A 25500-nucleotide genomic window follows, 5' to 3' on the forward strand; every position below is an offset into this window, starting at 1 on the left:
TTTTCAATAGGCTTTCATTAACGGGGCGGCGGGGATAAGGTCAACGACCATGAGCGATCATCACGGCCACGATCATTCCGTGGCGGACACCCCGCTGCGCCCGCTGCTCGCCGCGCTGGCCATCACCGTGGGCATCTTCCTCGCCCAGCTGATCGGGGCCGTGCTCTCCGGGTCGCTGGCGCTGATGTCCGACTCCATGCACATGCTCTCGGACTCCACCGCGCTGATCCTCGCGGCGGTCGCGGCGCTGATCGGCAGGCGGGCCGCCACGGAACGCGCCACCTTCGGGCACCGCCGCGTCGAGGTGATCGCCGCCCTGGTCAACGCCGTCGCTGTCATCGCCGTCACCGCGTGGATCGCCGTCCAGGCCGTGGTGCGCATCAGCTCCCCGGGTCACACGGAGATCGACAGCAGACTGATGTTTGTCGTCGCGGTCGTCGGCCTGTGCGCCAACGCGGCCTCGGCGGCCATCCTCTGGCGTCACCAGGAATCCAGCCTCAACGTGCGCGCCGCCTTCCTCCACGTGATCACCGACCTGCTCGGCTCGGTGTTTGTCATCGTCGCCGCCGGCGTCATCCATGTCACGGGCTGGACCGGCGCCGATGCCGTCGCCTCCCTGGTCATCGCGGCCATGGTCCTGCCCCGCGCGGTGCGCCTGCTGTGGGACTCCTCCGAGGTGCTGCTGGAGCGAGCCCCCAGGTCGGTGGACACCGGGGCCGTTTCCGCGGCGCTGCTGCGGGTGGACGGGGTGGGGGAGATCCACGACCTGCACATCTGGTCGACCGACGGGACGACTCCGCTGGCGACGTGCCACGTGGTCGTCGACAGGCGATACGGTCCCGAGGCCGCCGTCCTCGACCGGGTGCAGGCGATGTTGTCCGAGCACGGGATCCACCACTCCACGATCCAGATCGAGGAACCGGGCCATCACGCCCATGAGCACTACTGTCACTGAGCGGATAGACTCCGGCCCATGGCTTTCACCACGCCCAGTTACTCGTTGACCGACCTTTTCGCCCGCGTCGACCGGGGTGAACTCCAGCTCCCGGATTTCCAGCGGTCCTTCGCGTGGGACATCGACCGCATCCATTCCCTCCTGGTCACCGTGCTGCGCGGTTACCCGATCGGCGCCCTGCTCGCGCTGGACACCCGCAACGAGCCCGTCCGTTTCGGTTCCCGCCCGATCCTCGGCGCCCCGGCAACGGGGGAGGCCCCCGGACTGCTGCTTCTCGACGGGCAACAGCGCCTGACCACCGTCTACCGGTGCTTCCAGGGAACCGGCCTCGTGGACACCGTCGACTTCCGGTCCAAGCGCATCACCCGCCGGTTCTTCGTCGACGTCGTCCGCGCGGTCGCCGGAGATGTGCTGCCCGAGGACGCCGTCTTCGCCGTCGACGAGCACGGCAAGGTCACCTCACACTTCGGGCCCTCGCTCGAGCAACCGCTGACCACCCCGGAGGCCGAGGCCGCCGCTGGGTGTGTCCCGGTCGACTCCCTCCTGGGCCAGGCCGGCGCGGACCTGCTCTTCGACATGGCGGCCTCCGCCGACGCGCCGATCCGCGAGGCCATCAAGACGTTCCACCACTCCGTCGTCGCCCCGCTGGCCGCCTACGACGTGCCCGTGATCCGCCTCAGCCGGGAGACCGCGCGGGCCGGGGTCGGCTCGATCTTCGCCCAGGCCAACTCCGCCGGCCTGCAGATGGACGTCTTCGAGCTGCTCACCGCCGTGTGGCGCACGGAGGACCCGGACTTCTCCCTGACCAGCGAGTACACCCGGATCGAGGAGCACCTCGCCCGGCACCCCGTGCTCGGCGGGGTCGACCACACCGCGTTCTTCACCGCCCTGAGCCTGTACGTCACCTCCCGCCGGGGTCGGACGGGCGGACAGCGCGAGGACATCCTCACGCTGACGCTCGAGGACTGGCGGGTCAGCGCCGACGTGATCCTCGCCGGTTTCGACCGGGCCGCGGCGTTCCTCGCCGAGCGGCGCATGTTCACCGCGCAGCAGGTCCCCTTCACCGCGCAGCTCATCCCGCTCGCCGCCATCCTCGCGCTGGTGGGGGATCCCTCCCCGGACGCGACGGACCGGCTCAACCGGTGGTTCTGGTGCGGCATCTTCGGCGAGCTCTACGGCACCTCCGCCGTGGACCTGCGCTCCTCCCGCGACGTCGCCGAGGTCACGGCCTGGCTCACGGACCCCGGCTCCGACGTCCCCGAGCCGCACACCGTGAAGACCAGCTCCTTCTCCGAGTCCCGCCTGCTGTCCGTCCGCGAGTCATCGGCCGTGTGGCAGGGTATCTACTCCCTGCTCATGGCCCGTGGCGCCCGCGACTGGCGCACCGGCCTGCCCTTCGACGCGGAGAACGTCGCCGACCTCGGCCCGAGGTTCGAACCCATCTTCCCCCGCGACTGGTGCCAGGCCCACGGCATCGACGCCGAGTGGGCGGACTCCGTGCTCAACCGCACCCCGATGGGCAAACGCACCGAGGTGGTGCTCCAGGGTTACGACCCCACCCGTTACCTCATCCGGGTGCAGGCCAAGTCACTCATGGAGGACGACGAGTTCGACGAGGTCCTGGCCACCCACGAGCTCGACGCCGAGCTGCTCCACGCCTCCGACGCCGCGGCGTTCTTCGCCGACCGGCGCGAGCGTTTCATCGGGATGGTGGAGTACGCCATGGGCCACCCGGCCGAGCGTGACCTGGACGCCGCCAACGTGCGCGGCGGCGCGGAAGGGCCGAATGCGTTCGTCGGTTAGCCACCTTCTGCCGGCTCTTGTGCTGGTGGCGGCCGTCGCCGCCGGCTGCGCCCCGGTCCACGTCCCCCCGCCGGGCTCGCCGGTGCGAACACTGGTCCCGCTCGTCGACGGCGAACCCCACCCCGTCTCCGCCGAGGAGATGCGGATGGCCAACCGGGACACCGTCGTCGACCCGCTGTTCCCGTCCCACCCGGTGGTCTCGGACAGCCCCGACGGGCTGTGGACCTCGGAGAACCTGTTCAAGTCCTCGGTGTCGGTCATCGTCAGCGACTCCGCGCCGGATTCCCTGGCCCGGGCCGCGTCGCTGGCCGTTTTCGCCCATGCCCCCATGCTGGTCTACTCGCCGGAGTCCCACGCCGCGGTCACCTCGGAGATTGAGCGGCTCCAGGCCCGCCGGGTGCTGCTCGTGGGCGAGGTCGGCATCGCCCAGTCCTCCGGCGTTCCCACGGTGTTCCGCGACCCGGGCGGACTGACCGCACTGGGAAAGCTGACGGCCCACAAGTTCGAGGAGAGGGCCGTCGATAAGCCCGAGGATCTTCCCGCGGCCGTGGCTGCGCTGGACGGCGTCACCCCGGTCGTGCTCGTGCCGCGGTGGGCCACCCACCCGGTGGAGACGGACGCCGACGTGCCGGCGTTGCCGATCCAGACGCGTCGCGACGGCCTCAATTCGCCCGTCACCGTGGCCTCCGCCGCCAGCCCCGTCGCCGCCGTGGCCAACGCACGGGCCTACGGCGCCGAGGTGACCTTTCTCGACGATCCCGACCCGCGCACCTCCGACACCGCCCTGGCCGCGATGATCGGGCTCGCGGATCAGCCGCTGCTCGCGCTGGGCAGGCAGTTCGGAACGGAGGAGGAACTGGCGGCCGCGATCCGGGAGGCGGAGGAGAAAAGCACCGGATAGTGCGCGATTTTCCGGCTCACCTATGGTTGGATAGAAACCTGTCACGTCCGTACTGCACCAGGAGCTGAACCATAGTGAGCAAACCCGTCGTTCTCATCGCCGACAAGCTGGCCCAATCCACGGTGGACGCACTCGGTTCGTCGGTGGAGGTCAGGTGGGTCGATGGGCCGAACCGCGAAGAGCTGCTCGCCGCCGTTCCCGAGGCTGACGCGCTGCTCGTGCGCTCCGCCACCACCGTCGATGCCGAGGTCCTGGCCGCCGCGCCGAAGCTCACCATCGTCGGACGCGCGGGCGTGGGCCTCGACAACGTCGACATCGACGCCGCCACCCGGCAGGGTGTCATGGTGGTCAACGCCCCGACCTCGAACATCCATTCCGCCTGTGAGCAGGCCATCGCCCTGCTGCTGGCCACCGCGCGCCAGATCCCCGCCGCGGACAAGACCCTGCGCCAGGCCGAGTGGAAGCGCTCGCAGTTCTCGGGCGTCGAGATCTTCGGCAAGACCATCGGCATCGTCGGGTTCGGCCACATCGGTCAGCTCTTCGCCCAGCGCCTGGCGGCCTTCGAGACGACCATCATCGCCTACGACCCCTACGCCAACCCGGCTCGCGCGGCCCAGATGGGCGTGGAGCTCGTGGAGCTGGACGAGCTCATGGCACGCGCCGACTTCGTCACCATCCACCTGCCCAAGACCAAGGAGACGGCCGGCATGTTCGACGCCGAGCTGATGGCCAAGTCGAAGAAGGGGCAGATCATCATCAACGCCGCCCGCGGCGGCCTGGTGGACGAGCAGGCCCTGGCCGACGCCATCCGCTCCGGCCACATCCGCGGCGCCGGCTTCGACGTCTACGCCACCGAGCCCTGCACCGACTCGCCGCTGTTCGAGCTCGACGAGGTCGTGGTGACCCCGCACCTCGGCGCCAGCACGGTCGAGGCCCAGGACCGCGCCGGCACCGACGTCGCCGACTCCGTGCTCAAGGCACTGAGCGGCGAGTTCGTCGCCGACGCCGTCAACGTCTCCGGCGGCCGCGTCGGCGAAGAGGTCTCCGCCTGGCTCGACCTCTCCCGCAAGCTCGGCCTCATCGCGGGCAAGCTGCTCGGCGGCGCCCCGGTCTCCCTGGAGGTCACCGCCCGCGGTGAGCTCTCCTCCGAGGACGTCGACGTGCTCGCCCTCGCCGCCGTGCGTGGCCTCTTCTCCGGCATCACCGAGGACGCCGTGACCTTCGTCAACGCCCCGACCATCGCCGAGGAGCGTGGCCTGAACTACTCGGTCACCACCGCCACCGAGTCCGTCTCCCACCGCTCGGTGCTCGAGGTGTGCGTGGTCTCCGCGGACGGCCAGAGCGCGTCCGTCACCGGCGCACTCACCGGCCTGGACCGGGTGGAGAAGATCGTGCGCATCAACGAGCGTGGCCTGGACCTGCGCGCCTCCGGCCGCAACCTCTTCCTGCGCTACTCCGACGTGCCGGGCGCCCTGGGTAAGGCCGGTTCCCGTGTGGGCGACGCCGGCATCAACATCGACGCCGCCGCGCTCTCGCAGACTGCCGACGGCGAGGGTGCGATCCTCATCCTCCGCGTCGAGTCCGAGGTCCCGGACAACGTGGTCAACGCCATCGCCGTGGAGCTCGACGCGGAGGCGTTCCAGATCGATCTGGACTGAGTCGCCTGAGCCGGGGGTGGCGGGGTGAATCTTTTTGGGCCCAGAACTTTCCGGCGAGGGTCCTCTCGTGCTTGGGTGTGAGGAAGATCGCCGAACCCCGGCGATTGTGGCCGCCTCCCGCGGGGGTGCGGCCGCCAGCACCGCGGACGTCTACACGGGCCGCGTGATCGTGGAGCGAGCATGAGTACTGCACTATCCCAGGACCCGAACCCGGGCGGCGACGGCAGCACCGACGTCGTCTTCAGCGAGGTGGACGGGCGGAAACACCCCGTGGCCGTCACCCCGGAACGTCTGATCGGCACGGGCGAGAAGATCTTCCTCGCCGCGGCCGCGATCATCGCCGCGGTGGGCTGGGCGGCCATCGCCCTCGGTCGTGGGGAGACGATCAGCTCGGTGTGGCTGGTCTTCGCCGCGGTCGGCTCCTACATCGTCGGCTTCACCCTCTACGCCCGGCTCATCCAGTACAAGGTGGTCAAACCCCGCAACACGCGGGCCACCCCGGCGGAGTACGTCGACGACGGCAGGGACTTCGTGCCCACCGACCGCCGGGTGCTCTTCGGCCACCACTTCGCCGCCATCGCCGGCGCCGGCCCGCTCGTCGGACCGGTCATGGCCGCGCAGATGGGTTACCTCCCCGGCACCCTGTGGATCGTCCTCGGCGTCATCTTCGCCGGCGCGGTCCAGGACTACCTCGTGCTCTGGGTGTCCACCCGCCGCCGGGGCCGTTCCCTGGGCCAGATGATCCGCGACGAGGTCGGCCTCGTCGGTGGCTCGGCCGGCATCTTCGCCACCATCGCCATCATGGTGATCATCATCGCCGTGCTCGCGCTCATCATCGTCAACGCGCTGGCGGAGAGCCCCTGGGGTGTCTTCTCCATCACCATGACCATCCCCATCGCCATGTTCATGGGTGTCTACCTGCGTTACCTCCGCCCGGGCCGGGTGAGTGAGGTCTCCGTCATCGGCGTGGTGCTGCTGCTCGCCGCGATCATCGGTGGTGGCTGGGTCGCCGAGACCGAGCTCGGCGCCGATCTGTTCACCTGGTCCAAGGAGGCCCTGGCGCTGGCCATCATCGGCTACGGTATCGTCGCCGCGATCCTGCCCGTGTGGCTGCTGCTCGCCCCGCGCGACTACCTGTCCACGTTCATGAAGATCGGCGTCATCGCCCTGCTGGCGGTGGCGATCCTCATCGAGCGCCCAGACATCCAGATGCCCGCGGTGACCTCCTTCGCCTCCGCGGGCAACGGCCCGGTCTTCGCCGGCAGCCTGTTCCCGTTCCTCTTCATCACCATCGCCTGCGGCGCGCTCTCCGGATTCCACGCGCTCATCGCGTCCGGCACGACACCCAAGCTCATCGAGAAGGAATCCCACATGCGGGCCATCGGCTACGGCGGCATGCTCATGGAGTCCTTCGTCGCCGTCATGGCCCTGATCACCGCGGTGGTCATCGACCGCCACATGTACTTCGCCATGAACGCCCCGGTTGCGCTGACCGGCGGCACCTCACAGGGGGCGGCGGACTTCGTCGCTACGCTCAACCTGCCGGGCGAGCCGGTCACCGCGGCCGAGCTCGACGCCGCGGCGGCGTCGATCGGCGAGTCCACCGTGGTCTCCCGCACAGGTGGCGCACCGACCCTGGCCTACGGCATGAGCGAGATCATGACCAGCATCTTCCGCAGCTCCTCGCTGCAGGCGTTCTGGTATCACTTCGCCATCATGTTTGAGGCGCTGTTCATTCTCACCACGGTCGACGCCGGCACCCGCGTGGCCCGGTTCATGATGACCGACACCCTGGCGAACATCCCCGGTATGAAGAAGTTCCGCGACCCCAGCTGGACGCTGGGTACGTGGATCTCCACCCTGGTGGTCTGTGCGTTGTGGGGAGCGATCCTCATCATGGGCGTGACCGACCCGCTGGGCGGCATCAACGTCCTGTTCCCTCTCTTCGGCATCGCCAACCAGCTGCTCGCCGCCATGGCGTTGGCGCTGGTCCTGGTGGTCGTGGTGAAGCAGGGCCTGTACAAGTGGGCGTGGATCCCGGGCCTCCCGCTGGTGTGGGACCTCGCGGTCACCATGACGGCCTCCTGGCAGAAGATCTTCCACTCCAACCCGTCGATTGGCTACTGGGCGCAGCACGCCCGTTTCAAGGACGCGCAGGCCCAGGGGCTGCAGGAGTTCGGCAACGCGAAGACCCCGGAGGCCATCGACGCGGTGGTGCGCAACACCATGATCCAGGGCGTGCTGTCCATCATGTTCGCCGTGCTGGTGCTCATCGTCGTCGCGGCGGCGGTGGCCGCGTGTGTGCGGGTGATCCGCCAGCGCTCCGCGGGTGAGATCCCGGAGACAAGTGAGGAGCCTGATCGGCCGTCGACCCTCTTTGTCCCCGCGGGCATGGGCACGACCAGGCGCGAGAAAGAGGTCATGGCGCAGTACTCGATCTCGGCCACGGGTTCGGGTCACTGATGAAGGTGCTGCGGACCCTGGGTTGGTACGTGCGCGAACTGATGGGGGACAACGACTACGCGCGCTATGTGGCGCACCTGAGCCGGCATCATCCGGAGCGCGAAGCCCCCTCGGAGCGGGAGTACTGGCGCTCCCGGTACGCCACGCAGGATGCCAATCCGGGCGCGCGGTGCTGCTGACATTCCTTTAGACCGAGCTGTCTGGCTCTACTGGTACGTGCGGTGCTAAGGTGCGGGAACAGCAGGGTCCCGGCCGATTGACGACCACGGCCGGGCAGGTAGTTCTAAGGAGCAGTGCATGTCGGACAACGGTTCATTGGTGAGCGCGCAGGAGCTGCGCACCGTGGTGGGGACGTTCCCCTCGGGAATCACCATCGTGACCACCCGGAGCGTCGACGGGCATGACGTGGGCATGTCCGTCAGCTCCTTCGCGTCCATCTCCATGGATCCGCCGATGGTCATGGTGTCCGTGGGCAACCAGGCCTCCGCGTTGCCGCACCTCGGCGTCGGTTCGGCGGTGGGCATCTCCGTGCTCGCCGAGGGGCAGGCCTGGATCGCCCGGCACTTCTCGCGAAAGGACATCGACCGCTTCCAGGGCGTGGAGCAGTGGCGCGGTACGGACGGGGTGGTGCTTGTCGACGGCGCCGCAGCGTGGTTCACCGGTCACCTCACGGCTGCCCTGCCCGGCGGCGACCACACGATTTTCACCGTGACGGTGGACAGCTGCGGGACCACGGAGGATGCCCGGCCCCTGGTGTACAAGCGGGGACAGGCTTTCGACCGGGTGGAGTACCAGATCTAGGCACGCTGCTAGAGTGGCGGGAGTCCATCTGGTGAGAAAGGGATCCCACACAATGAAACTTGCAGTTATCGGCGGAGACGGCATCGGCCCGGAGGTCACGGCGGAGGCGCTCAAGGTGCTGCGCGCCGTGCGCGACGACATCGACACCACCGAGTTCAACCTCGGCGCGGACCGCTACCTCGAGACCGGGGACATCCTCACCGACGAGGACCTGGAGTCGCTGAAGAGCTTCGACGCCATCCTTCTCGGCGCCATCGGTGCTCCCGGCCGCGTCGCGCCCGGGATCCTCGAGCGCGAGCTCCTGCTCAAGCTGCGTTTCGCCCTCGACCACCACGTCAACCTGCGCCCGGCCAAGCTCTACCCTTCGTCCACCTCGCCGCTGGCGAACCCCGGCGAGATCGACTTCGTGGTCGTCCGCGAGGGCACCGAGGGTCTTTACGCCGGCAATGGCGGAACCCTGCGCAAGGGCACCGCCCACGAGGTGGCCTCCGAGGTCTCCCAGAACACCCGCTACGGCGCAGAACGGGTCGTGCGCGACGCCTTCGAACGTGCGATGGGCCGCCGGAAACACGTCACCCTGGTGCACAAGACCAACGTCCTGGTCAACGCCGGTGACCTGTGGCAGCGCACCGTCAACGACGTGGCCGCGGAATACCCCGAGGTCACCGTCGACTACCACCACATCGACGCCGCCACCATCTACATGGTCACCGATCCCGCGCGTTACGACGTCATCGTCACTGACAACCTCTTCGGCGACATCCTCACCGACCTCGCGGGCGCGGTCACCGGCGGCATCGGCCTGGCCGCCTCCGGCAACATCGACGCGACCCGCGCCAACCCGTCGATGTTCGAGCCGGTCCACGGATCGGCGCCGGACATCGCCGGCCAGGGGATCGCCGATCCCTCCGCGGCGATCCTGTCCGCCGCCCTGCTGCTGCGCCACGTCGGCGATGAGGAGAACGCCGCGCGCGTCGAGGCGGCCGTCGCCGCCGATGTCTCCTCCCGGGGAGACTCGCCGGTGCGCACGACCGAAGTCGGCGACCGCATCGCCGCAGCCCTCACCCGGTGAGGCGACGCCGTGCGTTAGGCTGAACCCCAGCATTATGCGCGATTCATTAGTGTTCCCAGAAAGAGGTCCCCACCTTGAAGTTTCGTCGTCTCACCGTCCTGACCACGGCCGCTGTCCTAGGGTTGACCCTCGCCGCCTGCGCGGATAACGGCGAGGGATCGGGGTCGCAGGGATCGAGCCAGACGCGGAGCGACGACGGCCGCGACATGCTGGAGACCCACGGCCCGGAGGCGATCGCCGACGCCGACGGCAGCGGCTTGGACGTCTCGGCCCGTTTCTTCGAGTCCGCCGACGCCCTGGTGGTCTCCGCGGACAGTGTCGCCGCCCAGCGCCGCGCGGCCGAGGAGGCGATCTCCCGCAGCGTGCCTATGGTGGAGTTCACCGGTGAGAACTCCGACGCGATCCTCGCAGAGGCGGAGCGGCTCGGCGCGGACACCGTGGTCACCGTGGGTGAGGTGCCCGGGCTGGTCACCGAGGGCACGGACATCACGGTGGAGAACATCCCCGTCGACGCCGCGCAGGCTCCGGCGCAGGAGGGGGAGACGGGCGTCGAGACGCCTCCCGCCGCTCCGGACGAGGATCCCGCCGCGGGGGAGCACCCCATCGACCAGGGCACGGCGGTGGACCTGGAGACCTCCCCGGATGAGGCGCAGAACGAGGCACACTCCGCCCGCGAGCAGCTCGTGGCCGACGTCGCCGGCATGGCCGCCGGGGGAGAGGACCACCCGGTGGCACTGCCGCCGATCTTCGTCACCGAGGAATCGTCCGCCGCGTCCGTCGCCACCGCCAAGGCCGCCGGCGGCGACGTCCACCTGCTGGACTACCCGGACCCGCGCATCACCACGGAGTCCATGGAACTCGCCGCCGTCGGCGACACCCTCGCCCTCGGCGGGCAGTTCGGCGACAGCGCCCACTACGCCGAGGTGGTCAGCCTGGCGGACAACGGCGAGCTCCCGGGCGGCGGCGGACTGGCCTTCCCGGGCCGGCGCATGGTCGCTCTCTACGGCCACCCGTCGGGCGAGGCGCTCGGCCTCATGGGTGAGCAGCCCCCGGCCGAGGCCGCCGCGCGGGTCGAGGAGCTGGTCGCGCAGTACCAGCCGCTGGAGGAGCAGCCGGTGATCCCGGCCTTCGAGATCATCGTCACCGTCGCCTCCGGGGATCCCGGTGACGACGGCAACTACTCCAACGAGTTCCCGGTCGAGGACTACGTCAGCTACATCGACGCCATCACCGAGGCCGGCGGTTACGCCGTGCTCGACCTGCAGTCGGGCCGGGCGACCTTCCTCGATCAGGCGAAACTCTACGAGGAGCTGCTTAAGCGGCCTAACGTCGGCCTAGCCATCGACCCCGAGTGGCGGATCGGCCCGGACGAGATGCCCATGCAGCGCATCGGCAACACCACCGCGGAGGAGGTCAACGAGGTGTCGCAGTGGCTGGCGGACCTCACGGCCGACAACAACCTCCCGCAGAAGGTGTTCATCGTGCACCAGTTCCAGTCCGGCATGATCGAGGGCCGGGAGAACGTGGACACCTCCCACCCCGAGCTCGCGTTTGTGCTGCACGCCGACGGCCACGGCACCCCGGACCTGAAGTTCGGCACGTGGAACGTGCTGCAGCAGGGCCTGGTGGGCGAGTGGTTCATGGCGTGGAAGAACTTCATCGACGAGGACACCCCGACCTTCTCCCCGGAGCAGACCTACACCGAGGTCGACCCGCGCCCTTGGTTCGTTTCCTACCAGTAGATTTCACACCCGAAAAGGCTTCCGCACCCCCGCGGGAGCCTTTAGTGTTGGGTGCATGAGTGTCGAACTCGACGAGGTCAGTGGTTTTCTTGCGCAGCACGAGCCGTTCTCCCGGCTGCCGGAAGAGGCCCTGGCGGAGGTGACCGCCGCGATGACGATGGAGTACGTCCGCCGTGGCCAGGAGATCGTCTCACTGGGCCAGCGCAACGACAACCTGCACGTCATCCGCACGGGTGCGGTCGACGTGATCGGGGACGAGGGGATCCTGCTCGATCGTCGCGACGCCGGCCGCACCTTCGGTTACTCCACCCTGGTGGGGGAGCCGGAGTCGCGCTACACCGTCACCGCGGTGGAGGACACCCTGCTCCTGGTGATGCCCCGCGAGGCGTTCGCTGCGCTGGCGGAGAAACACCCGGACATCGACCGCTTCTACTCCTCGCTCTCCCTGCGCATCTCCCGCGCCGCCGCCGAGCTGCGCAGTGACCCCGCCCAGGACGTGCTGGCCACTGGGGTGAGGGAGATGATGGGCGACCGGGGGGCCGTGCAGACGGACGCGGCGACGTCGATACGCGACGCGGCCCGCGCGATGATCGACGGCAACGTCTCCAGCCTGATCGTCACCTCCGGGGGTGTGCTCGCGGGGATCCTCACCGACAAGGACCTGCGGGGACGGGTCGTGGCCGGGGGAGTCGACCCCGCGCGGCCGGTGGCCGAGGTGATGACCCCCGACCCCGTCACCATCTCGCCCGACGCGCTCGCCTTCGAGGCCATTCTGCTCATGAGCGAGCTCGGCGTGCACCACCTGCCCGTGGTCGAGGAGGGGCGCACGGTCGGCGTGGTGTCCTCGGGTGACCTGTCGCGACTGCTCAAGGCCAATCCCATCTTCCTCACCGCCGACCTTTCGCGCCGCGGGGTGGCGGAGCTGGAGGGCGCGTACCGACGCGCCGCCGAGACCGCGATCCGCCTCATCGACCGCGGCGCGGGCGCCCGGGAGTCGGCGCAGGTGCTCACCACGGTGGGCGACGCCCTGGTCCGGCGGCTGATTACGCTGTTCGAGGAGTCCGCGGGACCCACCCCGGTGGAGTACGCCTTCGTCGCCGTGGGTTCGCAGGGCCGCCGCGAGATGGGCCCGGCCTCGGACCAGGACAACGCCCTCATCCTCGCCGACGACTACGACGAGGCCAGCCACGGCGACTATTTCGAACGCTTATCGACGTTTGTGTGCACCGGTCTGGACCGCGCCGGCCAGGTCGTCTGCCCCGGCGGCATGATGGCCATGAACCCGGAGTGGCGCATGACCCGGAGCGAGTGGATGGACACGTTCCACCGCTGGATCATGGCGCCGCAACCGGACGCGCTGCTCAACGCGCAGATCTACTTCGACATGCGTGCCCTCGCCGGCGCCCCCGAGCTCGCCGAGGACGTACACGCCGCGGCCGTGGAACTCGCCGCGGGCGCGCCCCGGCTGCACGCGCACCTGGCCGCGCTCGCCTCGCGCCGCGAACCGCCGCTGGGATTCTTCCGCGGCTTCGTGGTGGAGAAGAACGGCGAGTACGCCGACACCCTGGACGTGAAGAAGGGCGGCACCGCCGCGCTGGTGCAGATGGCGCGGCTCTACGCCATCAAGGCCGGGGTGACGGCCGTGGGCACCCGCGAGCGCTTCGAGCTCTCCGCCGGGCACTCCCTCTCTCCGCAGGGCGCGGAGAATCTCCTCGACGCCTTCGACTTCCTCTCGGCGTTGACCCACCGCTACCAGGCGCAGCAGCTGCGGGCGGGCAACGCACCCGACTACCACATCGACCCCGCGCAGCTGACCACGAGCAACCGGGAGAACCTGCGGGACGCCTTCCAGATCATCAAGAAGATGCAGACCGCGCTGTCCTCCGCCCACCCCGTTCGCAGCATCTGATGTGGCCCCGCCGCCCGAGAACACCGGCCGGGACCCCGGACTGGAAGACACCGCTCGCGCAGGCGCACCTGCTCGCCGTCGACGTGGAGACCACCGGTCTCGATGCGGGCAAGGATCACCTGCTGTCCATCGGCTGGGTGCCGGTGACCTGCAACCGCATTGAACTCGGCGGGGCCGGCCACGTGGTGCTGCGGGGACGGCCCGGGGTCAGCGTGGGCAACTCCGCGACCATCCACCACCTCACCGACGACGATCTCGCCGCCGGCGTGGAGGACGCGGAGGCCCTCGAGCGTTTTCTCGCGGCCCTGTCCGGACGGATGATGCTCACCCACTACGCCACCATGGAGCAGACCTTTCTCGCCGCGTTGCACAAACGGGTGCGGGGCGAGACGGTGGCGCTGCCTGCCGTCGATACGTTCGCCATTGAGCGACGACACATGGAGCGCATGGCCACCTATCCCCGGGGCGAGGACCTGCGCCTGCCGCGTGTCCGGGAGCGTTACGGGCTGCCCGCGTACCGCAGCCACAACGCGCTCTCCGACGCGCTGGCCTGCGCGGAGCTGTACCTGGCGCAGCAGACGGTCATCCGGGCCACCACCCTGCGTGACCTACGTTACTGAGCCTCGACCTCCGGGCCGGCGCGGGAAGATACTAGGCTGTCCGTCATGCGCTTTGCACGAATTGCCACTCCCGAAGGCCTGACCTTCGCCGTCATCGACGGCCAGGGCACGGACCACGCCAACCTCACCGCCAAGCAGATCGCGGGAACCCCCTACACCGACCCGGAATTCACAGGTAAGCAATGGCCGCTTTCCGACGTCCGTCTGCTCGCCCCGACGCTGCCCAGCAAGGTCGTCGCCATCGGCCGCAACTACGCCGACCACGTCGCCGAGGTGTTCAAGCAGTCCGCGGAATCACTGCCCCCGACGCTCTTCCTCAAGCCGCCGACCGCCGTCACCGGCCCCGGCGCCCCCATCAAGATCCCCGACTTCGCCACCAAGGTCGAGTTCGAGGGCGAGCTGGCCGTCGTCATCGGCCAGCCCTGCAAGAACGTCAAGGCCGCGAACTGGAAGTCCGTCGTGCGTGGTTTCACCATCGTCAACGACGTCTCTTCCCGCGACCTCCAGTTCGCCGACGGCCAGTGGTCGCGTGCCAAGGGCATCGACACCTTTTGCCCGCTCGGCCCGTGGATCGAGACCGACCTGGAATCCTTCGACCTGGACAACCTGCCCATCAAGGCCCACCTCACCCATGAGGGCGTGACGGATACCAAGCAGGACTCGAACTCGGACCAGATGATCATGAAGATGGGTGAGATCCTCGAGTTCATCACCGCCTCCATGACCCTGCTGCCCGGCGACGTCATCTGCACCGGCTCCCCGGCGGGCACCGCTGCGATGTTCCCCGGCGACTCCATCGCCATCGAGATCGACGGAATCGGCACCCTGGAGAACCCGGTTGAGCGGGCATAACCACCCGCACCACCACCTGCCAGACGACTTCGAGGGTGTCTACGCCTCCGGAGTGCAGTGGTCGGGCAACCCCAACGACGCGCTGGTGCGCGAGGTTTCGGGCCTGAACCCGGCTACTGCGGTCGACGTGGGCTGCGGAGAAGGCGCTGACGCGGTCTGGCTGGCGGCGAACGGCTGGACCGTCACGGCGGTCGATCCCTCAGACACCGCCATCGGGCGGATGCGGGCGCTGGCAGCTGAGCACGACCTCACCGTCGAGGCGATCAGTGGGGAAGCTTCCGCGCTGTCGGGCCGGACGTTCGACCTGGTCTGCTGCTCCTACGTCCCCTTCACCGACGCCTCGGCGATCTCACAGCTGGAGGAGCTCGTCGCTCCCGGCGGCACGCTGCTGCTCGTGCACCACGACTTCGAGCCCACCGAGAGCAAAGGCATTCTCGGCCCGCGCGACGCGGCCGAGCTGCTCACCCGGCTCACCGTGATGGAGCTCAAGCAGTCCCAGCGCCACGTCACCTCGGGCGCGGGCGCGCACCACACCGACGACGTGGTGCTCGTGGCTGAGGCTCCGCGCTAGAGATCCAGCGAGCGCAGGATCGTCCGCAGCTTGGCGGTCGTCTCTGCCAGCTCCTCCTCCGCGTCGGACTGCTCGACAATGCCACCGCCCGCCCACGCGCGGGCGGTGGTTCCGTCTCCGGAGACCTCGGCACAGCGGATGGCCACCATGTATTCGCCGTCGCCGTGACGGTCGCACCAGCCGACGGCACCCCCGTAGAACCCGCGGTCCGTCTCGGCGGTCTGGATGAGGGCCTCGGCGGCATCGGTGGGCGTGCCGCACACCGCCGGGGTGGGGTAGACCCGCAGAGCCAGATCCAGGGCGGAGGTCGACGGGTTGCTCAGTTGGCCGACGATCGGGGTAGCAAGGTGCCACATCTCGGCGGTCTGCGTGAGCTCCGGGTGGGCCGGGGCGTCCAGGGAGCTGCACAGCGGCGCGAGAGCCGAGCGAAGGTGGTCGACGACAAAGCGGTGCTCGGCGAGGTCCTTCTCGGAGTGGAAGAGGGCCTGGCCCACGGCCTCGTCGCTGCGCGGATCCCGGTGGCGGGCAGCGGAGCCGGCCAGGGGATAGGCGGTGACGGTGGAACCCTGCCGTTTCACCAACACCTCCGGTGACGATCCGACAAGCATGTGGCCTTGACTCCCGGCGGGGGAGAGGTCGGCGATGAACCCGTCGCGGTGGGTGGAGCGGTCGATGAGCCGGGCGGCCACGAGGCGGGCATCCACCGGGGGGTCAAAGGAGATGTCGACGGCCCGGGCAAGCACCACCTTGTCCAGCTTGGAGTGGCGGATGGTCTCGATCGCTGCCTCGATGCGCCGGAGATGCTCGAGCTCCTCCGGGTCGAGGCTGTCGATGCTCGCGCTGAGGCGGGCGCCCTCGCCGAAGCGGTAGTAGCTGTGCGGTTCGAGCGGACCGTCCTCGCGGAGGATCTTCTCGGGCACGGTCAGGGCCGCCGGCGCCGCGCGTTCGAAGGGCAGCGCACCCACGACCATGGGGACCGCCCCGGAGCGCAGCGCGTCGGCGGCCTCCCAGGGGTCGGTGTAGGTGGCCAGCGAACCCTGGGTGCGCACGGAACCCGTGGCGCGCGACAACAGGAAGTCGGGAGCGCTGGCGGGGCGGTGCTGGCTGGCGGACATGGATGAACAGTCTACTGGCGGTTGACGCGCTGCCAAACGCTACGTGTCAGAGTGTCGGACGTGGCCACTGGGATGCAGGTGACATAATCATGGCATGACTTCCCGCTCCTTCCCCCGCGCGCTGGCCGTGCTGTGCGCCCTCCTGCTGTCGATGGTCGCCGGCCCCGTCCTCGCCGGGGCGCAGGACCTCCCGCCCGCTCCGGCCTGGGAACCCTCGGCAGAGGTTCCGGTGCAGCCGGGCGGAAGCGGGGAAATGAGCGTCGATACGCCCGAGGGGCCACGGGCCTTCATCATCCATGTGCCGACGGGTTATGACCGGACCATGCCGACCCCGGTCCTGTTCGGCTTCAGCGGCAAGGACGACAGCCCGGAGAACTTCCGTTCCTACTCGCAGCTGCTGCGCACGGCCGGACGCGAGGCCATCGTAATCTACCCGCGGGCCATCGACGGCGCGTGGGAGGGCGCACCCTATGCCACGGTGCGCCCGGGCGCCGATGTCGACTTCGTGCGGACGATCGTGGAGAAGATCCGGTTCAGCTATCACCTCGATCCCTCGCGGATCTATGCCACGGGCATGTCCAACGGCGGGGGAATGGCCGCACTGCTCGGCTGCCGCGCCACCGATCTCCTCGCGGGCGTGGCCCCGGTCTCCGGCGCGTTCTACCTGCCGGTCGAATCGGGCTGCACCGGCGCCCCCGTGCCTGCGCTCTTCGTACACGGCACAGAGGACCCGCTGATGTCCTACGACGGCGGCGCGCTGCACGACGCGCCCTACCTCTCCGTCCCGGACACTGTCGGCTCCTACTCCGCCCGCAACGGCTGCTGGGGCCCGGCCGTCGTGACCCCGGCGCCGGGTGCGACCCGGATCGCGGGGGCAAACTGCGTCAAGGAGGTGCAGGAACTGCGTATCGACGGCGGCCTGCACAGCTGGTGGTACGAGCCGGACACGTCCGCCGAGGTGTGGGGTTTCCTCGCCAGGCAGCACCGCTAACATGTGGAACATGACTGAACCGTCCACCGTGTCCAACGTCCGCGTCCGTTTCTGCCCGTCGCCCACCGGAATTCCCCACGTGGGTCTCGTGCGCACCGCCCTGTTCAACTGGGGCTACGCCCGGCACACCGGCGGCAAACTTGTCTTCCGCATCGAGGACACCGACGCCGCGCGCGACTCCGAGGACTCCTACCAGGCCATCATCGACTCGCTGAACTGGCTGGGCCTCGACTGGGACGAGGGCGTCGAGGTCGGCGGCCCGCACGAGCCCTACCGGCAGTCGCGCCGCACGGACATTTACGCCGATGTCCTGCACAAACTCAAGGATGCCGGGGAGATCTACCCCGCGTACTCCACCGCCGATGAGGTCGAGGAGCGACACAAGGCCGCCGGCCGCGACCCCAAGCTGGGTTACGACAACTTCGACCGCTCGCTGAGCGACGAGCAGATCGCCGCGTTCGAGGCCGAGGGCCGCAAGCCGGTCTGGCGCCTGCGCATGCCGGAGAAGACCTGGGCCTGGACCGACCTCGTGCGTGGCGACCTGGAGTTCCAGGCCTCCACCCAGCCCGACTTCGTGGTCGCCCGCTCCACCGGCGCCCCGCTCTACACCCTGGTCAACCCGGTCGACGACGCGCTCATGGGCATCACCCACGTCTTGCGCGGCGAAGATCTGCTCTCCTCGACCCCGCGCCAGCTTGCCCTCTACGAGGCGCTGCAGCGCATCGGCATAGCCGAGTTCACCCCGCAGTTCGGGCACATGCCGTTTGTCATGGGCGAGGGCAACAAGAAGCTGTCCAAGCGCGACCCCGAGTCGAACCTGTTCAACCACGTCGAGGCCGGCATCATCCCCGAGGGCATGCTCAACTACCTCGCCCTGCTCGGCTGGTCCCTCTCCGCTGACCAGGACATCTTTTCGGTGGAGGAGTTCGTGGCCAACTTCGACATCAAGGACGTACTGGGCAACCCCGCGCGTTTCGACGAAAAGAAGCTGCTGGCCATCAACGCCGACCAGATCAGGCTCCTGCCCGCCGGCGAGTTCGAGAACCGCCTGCGAGATCACCTCACGCGCTACACCGATTTCCCGTCGGACTACCCGGCGGAGAAGTTCGCCGTGGCCGCGGAGCTGGTGCAGACACGCATCAAGACCCTCGGCGAGGCCTACGGTCTGATGAAGTTCCTGTTCACCCCGGACTCCGAGCTGGTGCTCGAGGAGAAGGCGGCGAAGAAGAACCTCAAGGAGGACGCCGTCCAGCCGCTCGAGGAGGGCATCGCTGCGCTCGAGGGTGTGTCCGAGTGGACCACGGAGGAGATCGAGAAGGCGCTGTCGGCGGCGCTGACCGAGAAGCTGGAGCTCAAGCCCCGCAAGGCCTACGGCGCCCTGCGGGTGGCTATCTCCGGTGAGGCGATCTCCCCGCCGCTGTTCGAGTCCATGGAGCTGCTGGGTCGCGAATCCACGCTCGCCCGCCTGCGCGCCGCGCTTTCGGTGACGCCCTACTCGGCCGAGTAGCGGAGGAGGAGGTGGCGCTGGATGTCGACGAGCAGCGCCACGCCCAGGGCGGCCAGACCCAGGATTCCGATCAGTAGGACGATCCCGGGTGCCACGTCGGTGGGGGCGAGGGTCAGCCCGAAGATCCACAGGAACACGGCAATGGCCATGAACGCGGCCATCACGGTCGCGAGCGGCCGGCTGGCATTTGCGAAGTCGGTGGGGGTTTCGTCGATAAGCGCGAGCAGTTGCCAGATGGCGAAAGCCGCGACTTCCACGGCGAGCAGTACGAGGAAGACGATGGTCGAGGTGACCAGCTTCTGCAACGACTCGCCGAACGTGTTCACCGCGGCCAGCACCATCGCCGTCTGTGCACCCATGCAAGCGAGCAGCCCGAGGACGATGATGGCTTTCAGGGCGATGACGGCGGGGCGGAGCATGACGGTCCTTCCGTAGGATGGGTGGGGAGCCCGTCGAACATACCGGTGTAGTGCGGATTTGTCTGACTTCCACCGTTGTGGTTATAGTATTCAACGTTGCACAGCACGGAGAACGCAAGAGATTGTTCCTCTGAACAGTGCAAATGATGGCCTATGGTGTAATTGGCAACACAGCGGTTTCTGGTACCGTCGTTCTAGGTTCGAGTCCTGGTAGGCCAGCAGCGAGTGTCAAAACTCGCGTCCTGATATGCCCCGTTCGTCTAGAGGCCTAGGACGCCGCCCTCTCACGGCGGTAACACGGGTTCAAATCCCGTACGGGGTACAACAAGCACTGGCGGTCCGACTTCGGTTGGGCCGCCTTTTGCGTATCTGCGTCTGGGTGGGCGCGGGGGTTTCTGTCGGGTGATAGTCCACACGTGTGGACGTGACGCTCACCACGCTGAGATTTCAACGACGCGGCAGTCCATACGTGTGGATTCGGGCTCGGACGTGACGGCGATTTCTATTCTCCGACAGTCCACACGTGTGGACACTACGGGTTCAGGATGATGCCGTTCGCCGCAAAGTTTGAGTTGTTGCCCGCCGTGCAGGTGATCTTCAGGTTGTCTGATTCGTCGGACTTCTCGCACCAGAAGCTTCTCTGGTCACTTCCTGCGGTACAGGTCATCGCGTAGGACTTCCCTGTTGTCGGACTGGTGACCGTGGTATGGACTTGGGCCAGCCGGGTCACCGCAGGGTTCGGGTTGGTGAGTCCCCAGGGAACGTTCTGCAGCGAGTTGAAGATGGCGTTGGCGAAGCCACAGGACGCGTCGGAGCTGGCCGTCACGCTGACGCCGGACGTCCCAATCGCACACGTCCCGCCCACCTGGCTCGGATTCGCCGCCTGGTACGGCCCAGCCGGCCCAGCCGGAGCAGCAGGGGCTGGGGCAGGCGCTGGCGCGGGCTCGGGAGTCGGGGCGGGCGCCGCGGTGGTCGGCTGCTGCGTCACCGTCGAAATCGCCGAAGGCGTGGGGGCGGGCTGCGTCTCCTCGGGGCCGGCGCTGCAGGAGGTGAGCAGCGAGGCCGCGCAGAAAACCAGAATAGTTCCCGGGAGTATTTTCATGGTACGAGTGTGTCCGTACAAAAGCCGGCGGGGGTGAACTGGATCACTAACCAGTGCTCTAATCGGCGGCCTCTGCCAGCATGTTTCTGCCCGGGCGGGGGATGACCAGCCGTCGATAGTTCTCCCGCCCTTTACCCCGCTGCAACCCCTGACTTAGTGTGTTTGTTAACGAAAGAGTAGCCCGCTCGAGAGGGAGATTCTTTCGGAAACCGAGTTACACCGCGACCGGGAGGAGATTGCATGACAGAGGGCTCAGACAATTTCTTCGGGCAGAGGCCACAGCATTAATCGGCCACAGCGGAAACGTAGCCCGCAACAGACCACTTATCGACGGCTGATTGCCCGACCCCCACATAAAACAAGCGGACGGCGCTACGGGTAAGCACGAACCCGGGTACCGAATACTTCCGCACCACGGTCCGGACGCGACGGGTCGTCGATAAGTCCCCAGATCCCGCCAGCTCTCCCTCTCGGAGTCCTGGCGGGACCTCTTTGCGTGCGCAGGCCGCCTCCGAAATATCGAGCATTTCCGCCCCGGACGTGCAGATTTGGCGGGGGAGCGCTGCGCGTTCTAATATCGACGAGTCCCAAACGGACACCTGATGGACACGCCCCGTTCGTCTAGGGGCCTAGGACGCCGCCCTCTCACGGCGGTAACACGGGTTCAAATCCCGTACGGGGTACCAGAGATAAAAGCCAGGTCTTCGGACCTGGCCTTTAGCGCGCGTACGGTGTCTTAGAACTCTGACAGGTATTTGATCCGGGGAGTGATCTCGACGCGCCCCTTGCCTTCCTGGTTGCGCTTGATGATTAATTTTGCCGCAGCGACCTGACCGGGCCGGGGCTTGGAAAACTTGGTGGAGTTGGATGTCTGAGATGTACGGCGGGTGGGCGCGTTCATAGCTGTTCCTTTCCTTAGCTTTCGTCAAATGCTAGCGCATTTGTCAATGCCTCAAGGGCTGCGTCGATAAGATGCTGCTCCTCCTCGCCGAGCTGGGGATGCTCGTCAAGAGAGTCGAGAAGAGCAACCCCCAATTCGACTCTTTGGGGTTCGACGGAGCAAGACAGCTCGCATGCCCAGCGAAGATCGGCGTGCCATTCTTTCAGCACTTCGAGTCGCCGAGAGTGGGTGACGGTGTGGTTGACTCCCAACCAAGCAACGGTAGCGGCGCCTAAGGGGCCAGCGGTGCGTGCGAATATGTCCAGAAATTGGGTCGCGTCTACGCCTGACCGAAAAGTTAGGCCGACGAAGAGGAACGTGTTGGACAGGGCAAGTGTCCCGACCGCGAACCAGAGGGCGTATGTGGTGGTTCTGTCAAAACCTGCAGAAGTTTTGCGCATGGCACCCGCTGCCGTTCGTAGTGGTCAGTATCCACAAGGTGGGAATCTTTCTGGAAGAGTACGCGTCTCGATCTCACTGCGCCGAGGTACCGAACTCCAGTTTCCAAAGTAAGATCGGTTCGCATGACTGATCGTTTATATGTGGGCATCGAGTCGACGGTGGGGCACACCCCGCTGGTCAGGCTCGATCGCCTGGCCGCGCTCAAGGGGCGCGAGGACCTCAACATCTGGGCCAAACTGGAATCCTTCAATCCCGGCGGAAGCGCCAAGGACCGCACCGCGGCGGGGATGGTGGCCGACGCCATCGCCACCGGGCGCCTTCGGCCGGGATCCATCGCGGTCGAGTCGAGTTCCGGAAACCTCGGGGTCGCGCTCGCCCGAGAGGCCGTGCTGCACGAATTTACCTTCCACTGCGTCGTCGACCCGCGCGCGAACCGCACCACCGTGGCGCACATGCGGGCTCTCGGAGCGGTGGTCCACGAGGTGACCGAACCCGATCCCGAGACGAGCGACTGGCTCACTGCGCGCCGGCAGTTGGTCGAGAAGCTGCTGACCGAATACGACGGCGCGATCAACTTCGACCAGTACTCCAACCGCGCGGCCTTCGCGGCCCACCGCGACGGCACGATGGCCGAGATCATGGCGGACCTCGGGCACGCGCCTGACCACGTCTTTGTCGCCGTCTCCACCACGGGCACCCTCGGCGGGTGCCTGGCGGCGACCGTCGATACGCCCACCGAGGTCCACGCCGTTGACGCCGAAGGTTCGGTGCTCTTCGGCGGCAAACGCGGCGTTCGCCCCCTGCCGGGTTACGGCGCGGGCGTGGTCACCGAGTTGTCCACGCAGGTCACGCCCCGTGACATCGCGCGTATCGACGCCCGTTCAGCCATCTCCGCCGCCCGCGAACTCGCGGCCTGCGAGGCGATCCTCCCCGGCGCCTCCGGTGGGGCCGTCCTGGCCGCGCTGGACGCAGCCCTGCCGGACTATCCTGCGGGCGCGGACGTGGTGGCGATTCTGCACGACAACGGCACTGCGTACCTGTCCACCATCTACGACGACACCTGGGTTGAGGAGAACGTATGACCGTCACCATTGCCATCGTCGGGGCCGGGCCCCGCGCACTGTGGGCGCTGGAGGAACTCACGGTGATGTCCCGCGAGCGCAATCTCGCGCTCGACGTCACGGTGTTCGACCCGCGTGATCCGGCCGTGGGCAGCGCGTACGCCACCGACCAGCCCACACACCGGCTGGTCAACGTCACCTCCTCGGCTATCCGCACCGGGGCGGGCACGCTCGATGACTACCGCGGCGAAGGCGCCGAGCTGGACCCGTTCCCGCCCCGGGCCCTGGTGGGGGAGTTCCTCACCCATTCCTGGCGGGAGATGCTGCGCAAACTACCCGAGCAGATGACCGTCACCCACGAGCGCAGGCGTATCACCGACCTGGCGGAACTGTCGGGTTTCAACGAGATTCTTCTGGCCACCGGCCACCAGCAGGCCGAGCTTCCCGAGGGCATGCTCGACGTCTACGATGGCGACCTTTCCGTCATCGCCCCCGGCGAGAGCGTCGCCATTCGCGGGGCCGCGCTGACCTTCATCGACGTGGTGCTGGCGCTGACCCTGGGCCGCGGCGGCCGCTTCGTCGACCAGACCTATGTCCCCTCCGGCGAGGAACCGGGTTCCATCACCGCCTACACCCGCACGGGCGCGGCGATCCAGGTCAAACCCTCCCCGCTCACCGACGAGGAGCGCGCACAGCTCGAACCCTTCCGCGAGCAGATCCGGGGCGGGGCCGAGATACGCGAGGTACTCTGCGCCGCCTCGTCCGCCCTGGCCGGGCAGCCGGTCACCCTGGCCGACGCCGAGCCGGACACCGATGTGGCGGGTGGGTGGCGGGCGTCGATAGCCGAGGACCGCCGCCCGCCGCAGGCCCTGGGCCTGGCGTGGCGCGAGCTCTACCCGCAGATCGTCGAGCGTGTCTCCTTCGGCCGCGAAGACCTGGACGAGCTGCCCCGGCTCCTGGAACCGCTGGCGTTCGGCCCGCCCCCAGCGCAGATCCGGCGGATGCTGGCGCTACACGACACCGGGATTCTCCGCGTCGCCGGCGAGCGGCCCGAGGCGCAGCACACGATCAACGCGGTGCTCGCACCGGCCGGCATCGGCCCAGGCTCGCTGGAGGCGCAGCTCGGCGAGGGTGCCCTGCAGACCGACGAGGCGGGCATGGTCTCCGACAACATCGCGTCCGTGGGACGGGCGAGTGAGCCCTACATCCTCGGCCACGACACCCTCTCGCGCACGATGCACGGCGTCATCCCCGCGTGGGCGCGGCGCATCGGCGCGGTCTACGGGCCGAAGCAGGTTCACGGCGTGCCGCCGCTGACCGGGCGGCTCGAGTCGTGGATGAGTGAGCCGGACGCGCGCGGGCTCATCGACACGTATTCCAGCCCCGTCAACGTGCTCAACTCCGCCCCGGTCACCCGCAACATCGACGAGCTCGTCGCGGCCGGCGAGCGGGCGGGTGTCGACGTGCGCATCCACTTCGCGCGCAAGGCCAACAAGGCGCTGACCTTCGTCGACGCCGTCAACGCCGCCGGCCACGGCGTCGACGTGGCCAGCTACCGGGAGCTTTCCCAGGTCATCGACACCGGGGTGCCGGGCGAGCGCATCATCGTCTCGGCCGCCATCAAGACGGACGAGTTCCTGGAGCTCGCCCTGGCCCACGGCGCGACCGTCTCCGTGGACTCGGTCGGCGAGCTCGAGCGGCTGCAGGCGCTGACCCGTGGCCGGCAGGCCCTCATTGCTCCGCGCATCGCCCCCGACCCCGCGAAGCTGCCGCCCACCCGCTTTGGCGAGCGCAGCGCGGTCTGGGCCGAGGCCCTGAACCACGCGTGGGAGGGGATCACCGTCCGGGGCCTGCACGCCCACCTGCACGGCTATGCCGTCGCCGACAGGAGGACGGCCCTGGGGGAGGCGCTGTGGCTCGTCGATAAGCTTCGTCAGGCCGGGCACGCCCCCGAGTTCGTTGACCTCGGTGGCGGTGTTCCCATGAGCTACCTCGACAACGCGGGGCAGTGGGAGAACTTCCAGGAGACCCGCCGGGCCATGGTCGCCGGCGACCACCCGCCGTTCACGTGGAAGGCCCACCCGCTGGACACTGTCTACCCGTTCCACCAGGCACCGGTGCGTGGCGACTGGCTCGCCGAGCTGCTGGCCAGCGACGAGGGCCAGGGCTTGAAGGAGCGTGGCCTGCGCCTGCACCTGGAACCGGGCCGCAGCCTGCTCGACGGGTGCGGAATCATCTACGCGGAGGTGGCCTTCGTGAAGAAACGTAGCGACGGCCTCCCGCTCGTCGGCCTGGCCATGAACCGCACCCAGCTGCGCACCACCAGCGACGACTACCTCGTCGACCCGCTCCACCTGCCCGCCGGCCCGGCGGAGGGTGAGGAGCTCGAGGCATACCTCGTCGGCGCCTACTGCATCGAGGACGAGCTCATCATGCGCCGACGCATCCGATTCCCGAACGGGGTGAAGGTGGGCGACATCGTCGCCTTCCCCAACACGGCCGGGTACTTCATGCACATCCTCGAGTCCGCCTCTCACCAGATCCCGCTGGCGCTCAACGTGGCCAGAAACGCCGACGGCGGTTTCGAGCTGGACCGCATCGACTCCTAGTGAGCGC

At 68.2% G+C, this 25500-nt stretch carries 21 protein-coding genes and 3 tRNA genes; 20 read left to right on the forward strand and 4 right to left on the reverse strand.

The genetic code is table 11. The features are described from left to right. Positions 1-49 precede the first annotated feature (49 nt). The 13 genes from CDOO_RS06180 to CDOO_RS06240 all read left to right on the forward strand — a co-directional run bounded on the left by CDOO_RS06180 (position 50) and on the right by CDOO_RS06240 (position 15347). Entirely contained in the window at positions 50-955 is a 906-nt protein-coding gene (locus CDOO_RS06180) for a cation diffusion facilitator family transporter (RefSeq protein WP_018022565.1), read from the forward strand. Positions 956-973: 18 nt separating this feature from the next. Then, complete coding sequence (locus tag CDOO_RS06185) at positions 974-2758, forward strand: DUF262 domain-containing protein (protein ID WP_018022564.1); 1785 nt, start codon at positions 974-976, stop codon at positions 2756-2758. Continuing rightward, a complete protein-coding gene (locus tag CDOO_RS06190) occupies positions 2742-3659 on the forward strand; it encodes a hypothetical protein (RefSeq protein ID WP_018022563.1) in 918 nt (305 codons plus the stop codon). The genes CDOO_RS06185 and CDOO_RS06190 overlap by 17 nt, the downstream gene beginning before the upstream one ends. 74 nt (positions 3660-3733) lie before the next feature. Further along, positions 3734-5317: a phosphoglycerate dehydrogenase gene (gene serA, locus CDOO_RS06195; RefSeq protein WP_018022562.1), complete on the forward strand. Its 1584-nt coding sequence runs from the start codon at positions 3734-3736 to the stop codon at positions 5315-5317. A 180-nt stretch (positions 5318-5497) separates the two neighbouring features. After that, complete coding sequence (locus tag CDOO_RS06200) at positions 5498-7780, forward strand: carbon starvation CstA family protein (protein WP_018022561.1); 2283 nt, start codon at positions 5498-5500, stop codon at positions 7778-7780. After that, the gene (locus CDOO_RS06205) at positions 7780-7959 is read left to right on the forward strand and encodes a YbdD/YjiX family protein (protein WP_018022560.1); all 180 of its coding nucleotides are present in this window, start codon (positions 7780-7782) and stop codon (positions 7957-7959) included. The genes CDOO_RS06200 and CDOO_RS06205 overlap by 1 nt, the downstream gene beginning before the upstream one ends. A 118-nt stretch (positions 7960-8077) precedes the next feature. After that, positions 8078-8581: a flavin reductase family protein gene (locus CDOO_RS06210; RefSeq protein ID WP_018022559.1), complete on the forward strand. Its 504-nt coding sequence runs from the start codon at positions 8078-8080 to the stop codon at positions 8579-8581. 52 nt (positions 8582-8633) lie between these two features. After that, complete coding sequence (locus CDOO_RS06215; protein ID WP_018022558.1) at positions 8634-9653, forward strand: 3-isopropylmalate dehydrogenase; 1020 nt, start codon at positions 8634-8636, stop codon at positions 9651-9653. A 206-nt stretch (positions 9654-9859) separates the two neighbouring features. Next, positions 9860-11395 carry a hypothetical protein gene (locus CDOO_RS06220; protein WP_020384664.1) on the forward strand — a complete coding sequence of 512 codons (1536 nt, stop codon included), beginning with the start codon at positions 9860-9862 and terminating at the stop codon, positions 11393-11395. 55 nt (positions 11396-11450) lie between these two features. Further along, a complete protein-coding gene (locus tag CDOO_RS06225; protein ID WP_018022556.1) occupies positions 11451-13304 on the forward strand; it encodes a DUF294 nucleotidyltransferase-like domain-containing protein in 1854 nt (617 codons plus the stop codon). Beyond that, positions 13304-13924: an exonuclease domain-containing protein gene (locus CDOO_RS06230; RefSeq protein ID WP_018022555.1), complete on the forward strand. Its 621-nt coding sequence runs from the start codon at positions 13304-13306 to the stop codon at positions 13922-13924. The genes CDOO_RS06225 and CDOO_RS06230 overlap by 1 nt, the downstream gene beginning before the upstream one ends. Before the next feature lie 45 nt (positions 13925-13969). Then, positions 13970-14776, forward strand: coding sequence for a fumarylacetoacetate hydrolase family protein (locus CDOO_RS06235; RefSeq protein WP_018022554.1), 807 nt, complete (start codon positions 13970-13972; stop codon positions 14774-14776). An 85-nt stretch (positions 14777-14861) separates the two neighbouring features. Further along, a complete protein-coding gene (locus tag CDOO_RS06240; protein ID WP_425389150.1) occupies positions 14862-15347 on the forward strand; it encodes a class I SAM-dependent methyltransferase in 486 nt (161 codons plus the stop codon). Here CDOO_RS06240 and CDOO_RS06245 read toward each other — a convergent pair. Further along, positions 15344-16462: an isochorismate synthase gene (locus tag CDOO_RS06245; protein WP_018022552.1), complete on the reverse strand. Its 1119-nt coding sequence runs from the start codon at positions 16460-16462 to the stop codon at positions 15344-15346. The two genes, CDOO_RS06240 and CDOO_RS06245, sit on opposite strands and share 4 nt — an antisense overlap. Positions 16463-16556: 94 nt before the next feature. Here CDOO_RS06245 and CDOO_RS06250 point away from each other — a divergent pair, with 94 nt between their 5' ends. Together CDOO_RS06250 and gltX are read left to right on the forward strand one after the other, a co-directional pair. Continuing rightward, complete coding sequence (locus CDOO_RS06250) at positions 16557-17453, forward strand: CE1 family esterase (protein ID WP_081610382.1); 897 nt, start codon at positions 16557-16559, stop codon at positions 17451-17453. 1 nt (position 17454) lies between these two features. After that, positions 17455-18960 (forward strand): glutamate--tRNA ligase, encoded by a 1506-nt coding sequence (gltX, locus tag CDOO_RS06255; RefSeq protein WP_018022551.1) that lies wholly within the window; start codon positions 17455-17457, stop codon positions 18958-18960. Here gltX and CDOO_RS13245 read toward each other — a convergent pair. After that, positions 18945-19379, reverse strand: coding sequence for a DUF2975 domain-containing protein (locus tag CDOO_RS13245; RefSeq protein WP_018022550.1), 435 nt, complete (start codon positions 19377-19379; stop codon positions 18945-18947). The two genes, gltX and CDOO_RS13245, sit on opposite strands and share 16 nt — an antisense overlap. A 147-nt stretch (positions 19380-19526) precedes the next feature. On the opposite strand from CDOO_RS13245, the gene CDOO_RS06265 reads away from it, so the two are divergent. Both CDOO_RS06265 and CDOO_RS06270 read left to right on the forward strand, forming a co-directional pair. After that, positions 19527-19598: transfer RNA gene (locus CDOO_RS06265), tRNA-Gln, on the forward strand. Positions 19599-19628: 30 nt separating this feature from the next. Beyond that, a tRNA-Glu gene (locus tag CDOO_RS06270) sits at positions 19629-19701 on the forward strand. Positions 19702-19911: 210 nt separating this feature from the next. Here CDOO_RS06270 and CDOO_RS13905 read toward each other — a convergent pair. Beyond that, the gene (locus CDOO_RS13905) at positions 19912-20481 is read right to left on the reverse strand and encodes a hypothetical protein (RefSeq protein ID WP_155861367.1); all 570 of its coding nucleotides are present in this window, start codon (positions 20479-20481) and stop codon (positions 19912-19914) included. 610 nt (positions 20482-21091) lie between these two features. Here CDOO_RS13905 and CDOO_RS06280 point away from each other — a divergent pair. After that, positions 21092-21167, forward strand: a tRNA-Glu gene (locus CDOO_RS06280). A gap of 50 nt (positions 21168-21217) precedes the next feature. Here CDOO_RS06280 and CDOO_RS14145 read toward each other — a convergent pair. Continuing rightward, on the reverse strand, positions 21218-21382 hold the full coding sequence (locus CDOO_RS14145; protein WP_018022548.1) for a hypothetical protein: 165 nt from the start codon (positions 21380-21382) through the stop codon (positions 21218-21220). Between the two features lie 563 nt (positions 21383-21945). On the opposite strand from CDOO_RS14145, the gene CDOO_RS06290 reads away from it, so the two are divergent. Together CDOO_RS06290 and CDOO_RS13580 are read left to right on the forward strand one after the other, a co-directional pair. After that, a complete protein-coding gene (locus CDOO_RS06290; RefSeq protein ID WP_026159444.1) occupies positions 21946-22905 on the forward strand; it encodes a pyridoxal-phosphate dependent enzyme in 960 nt (319 codons plus the stop codon). Further along, on the forward strand, positions 22902-25493 hold the full coding sequence (locus CDOO_RS13580) for an FAD/NAD(P)-binding protein (protein WP_018022545.1): 2592 nt from the start codon (positions 22902-22904) through the stop codon (positions 25491-25493). Before CDOO_RS06290 ends, CDOO_RS13580 begins: the two co-directional genes overlap by 4 nt. Positions 25494-25500: the final 7 nt, after the last annotated feature.

The organism is Corynebacterium doosanense CAU 212 = DSM 45436, from assembly GCF_000767055.1.
Lineage (GTDB): Bacteria > Actinomycetota > Actinomycetes > Mycobacteriales > Mycobacteriaceae > Corynebacterium > Corynebacterium doosanense.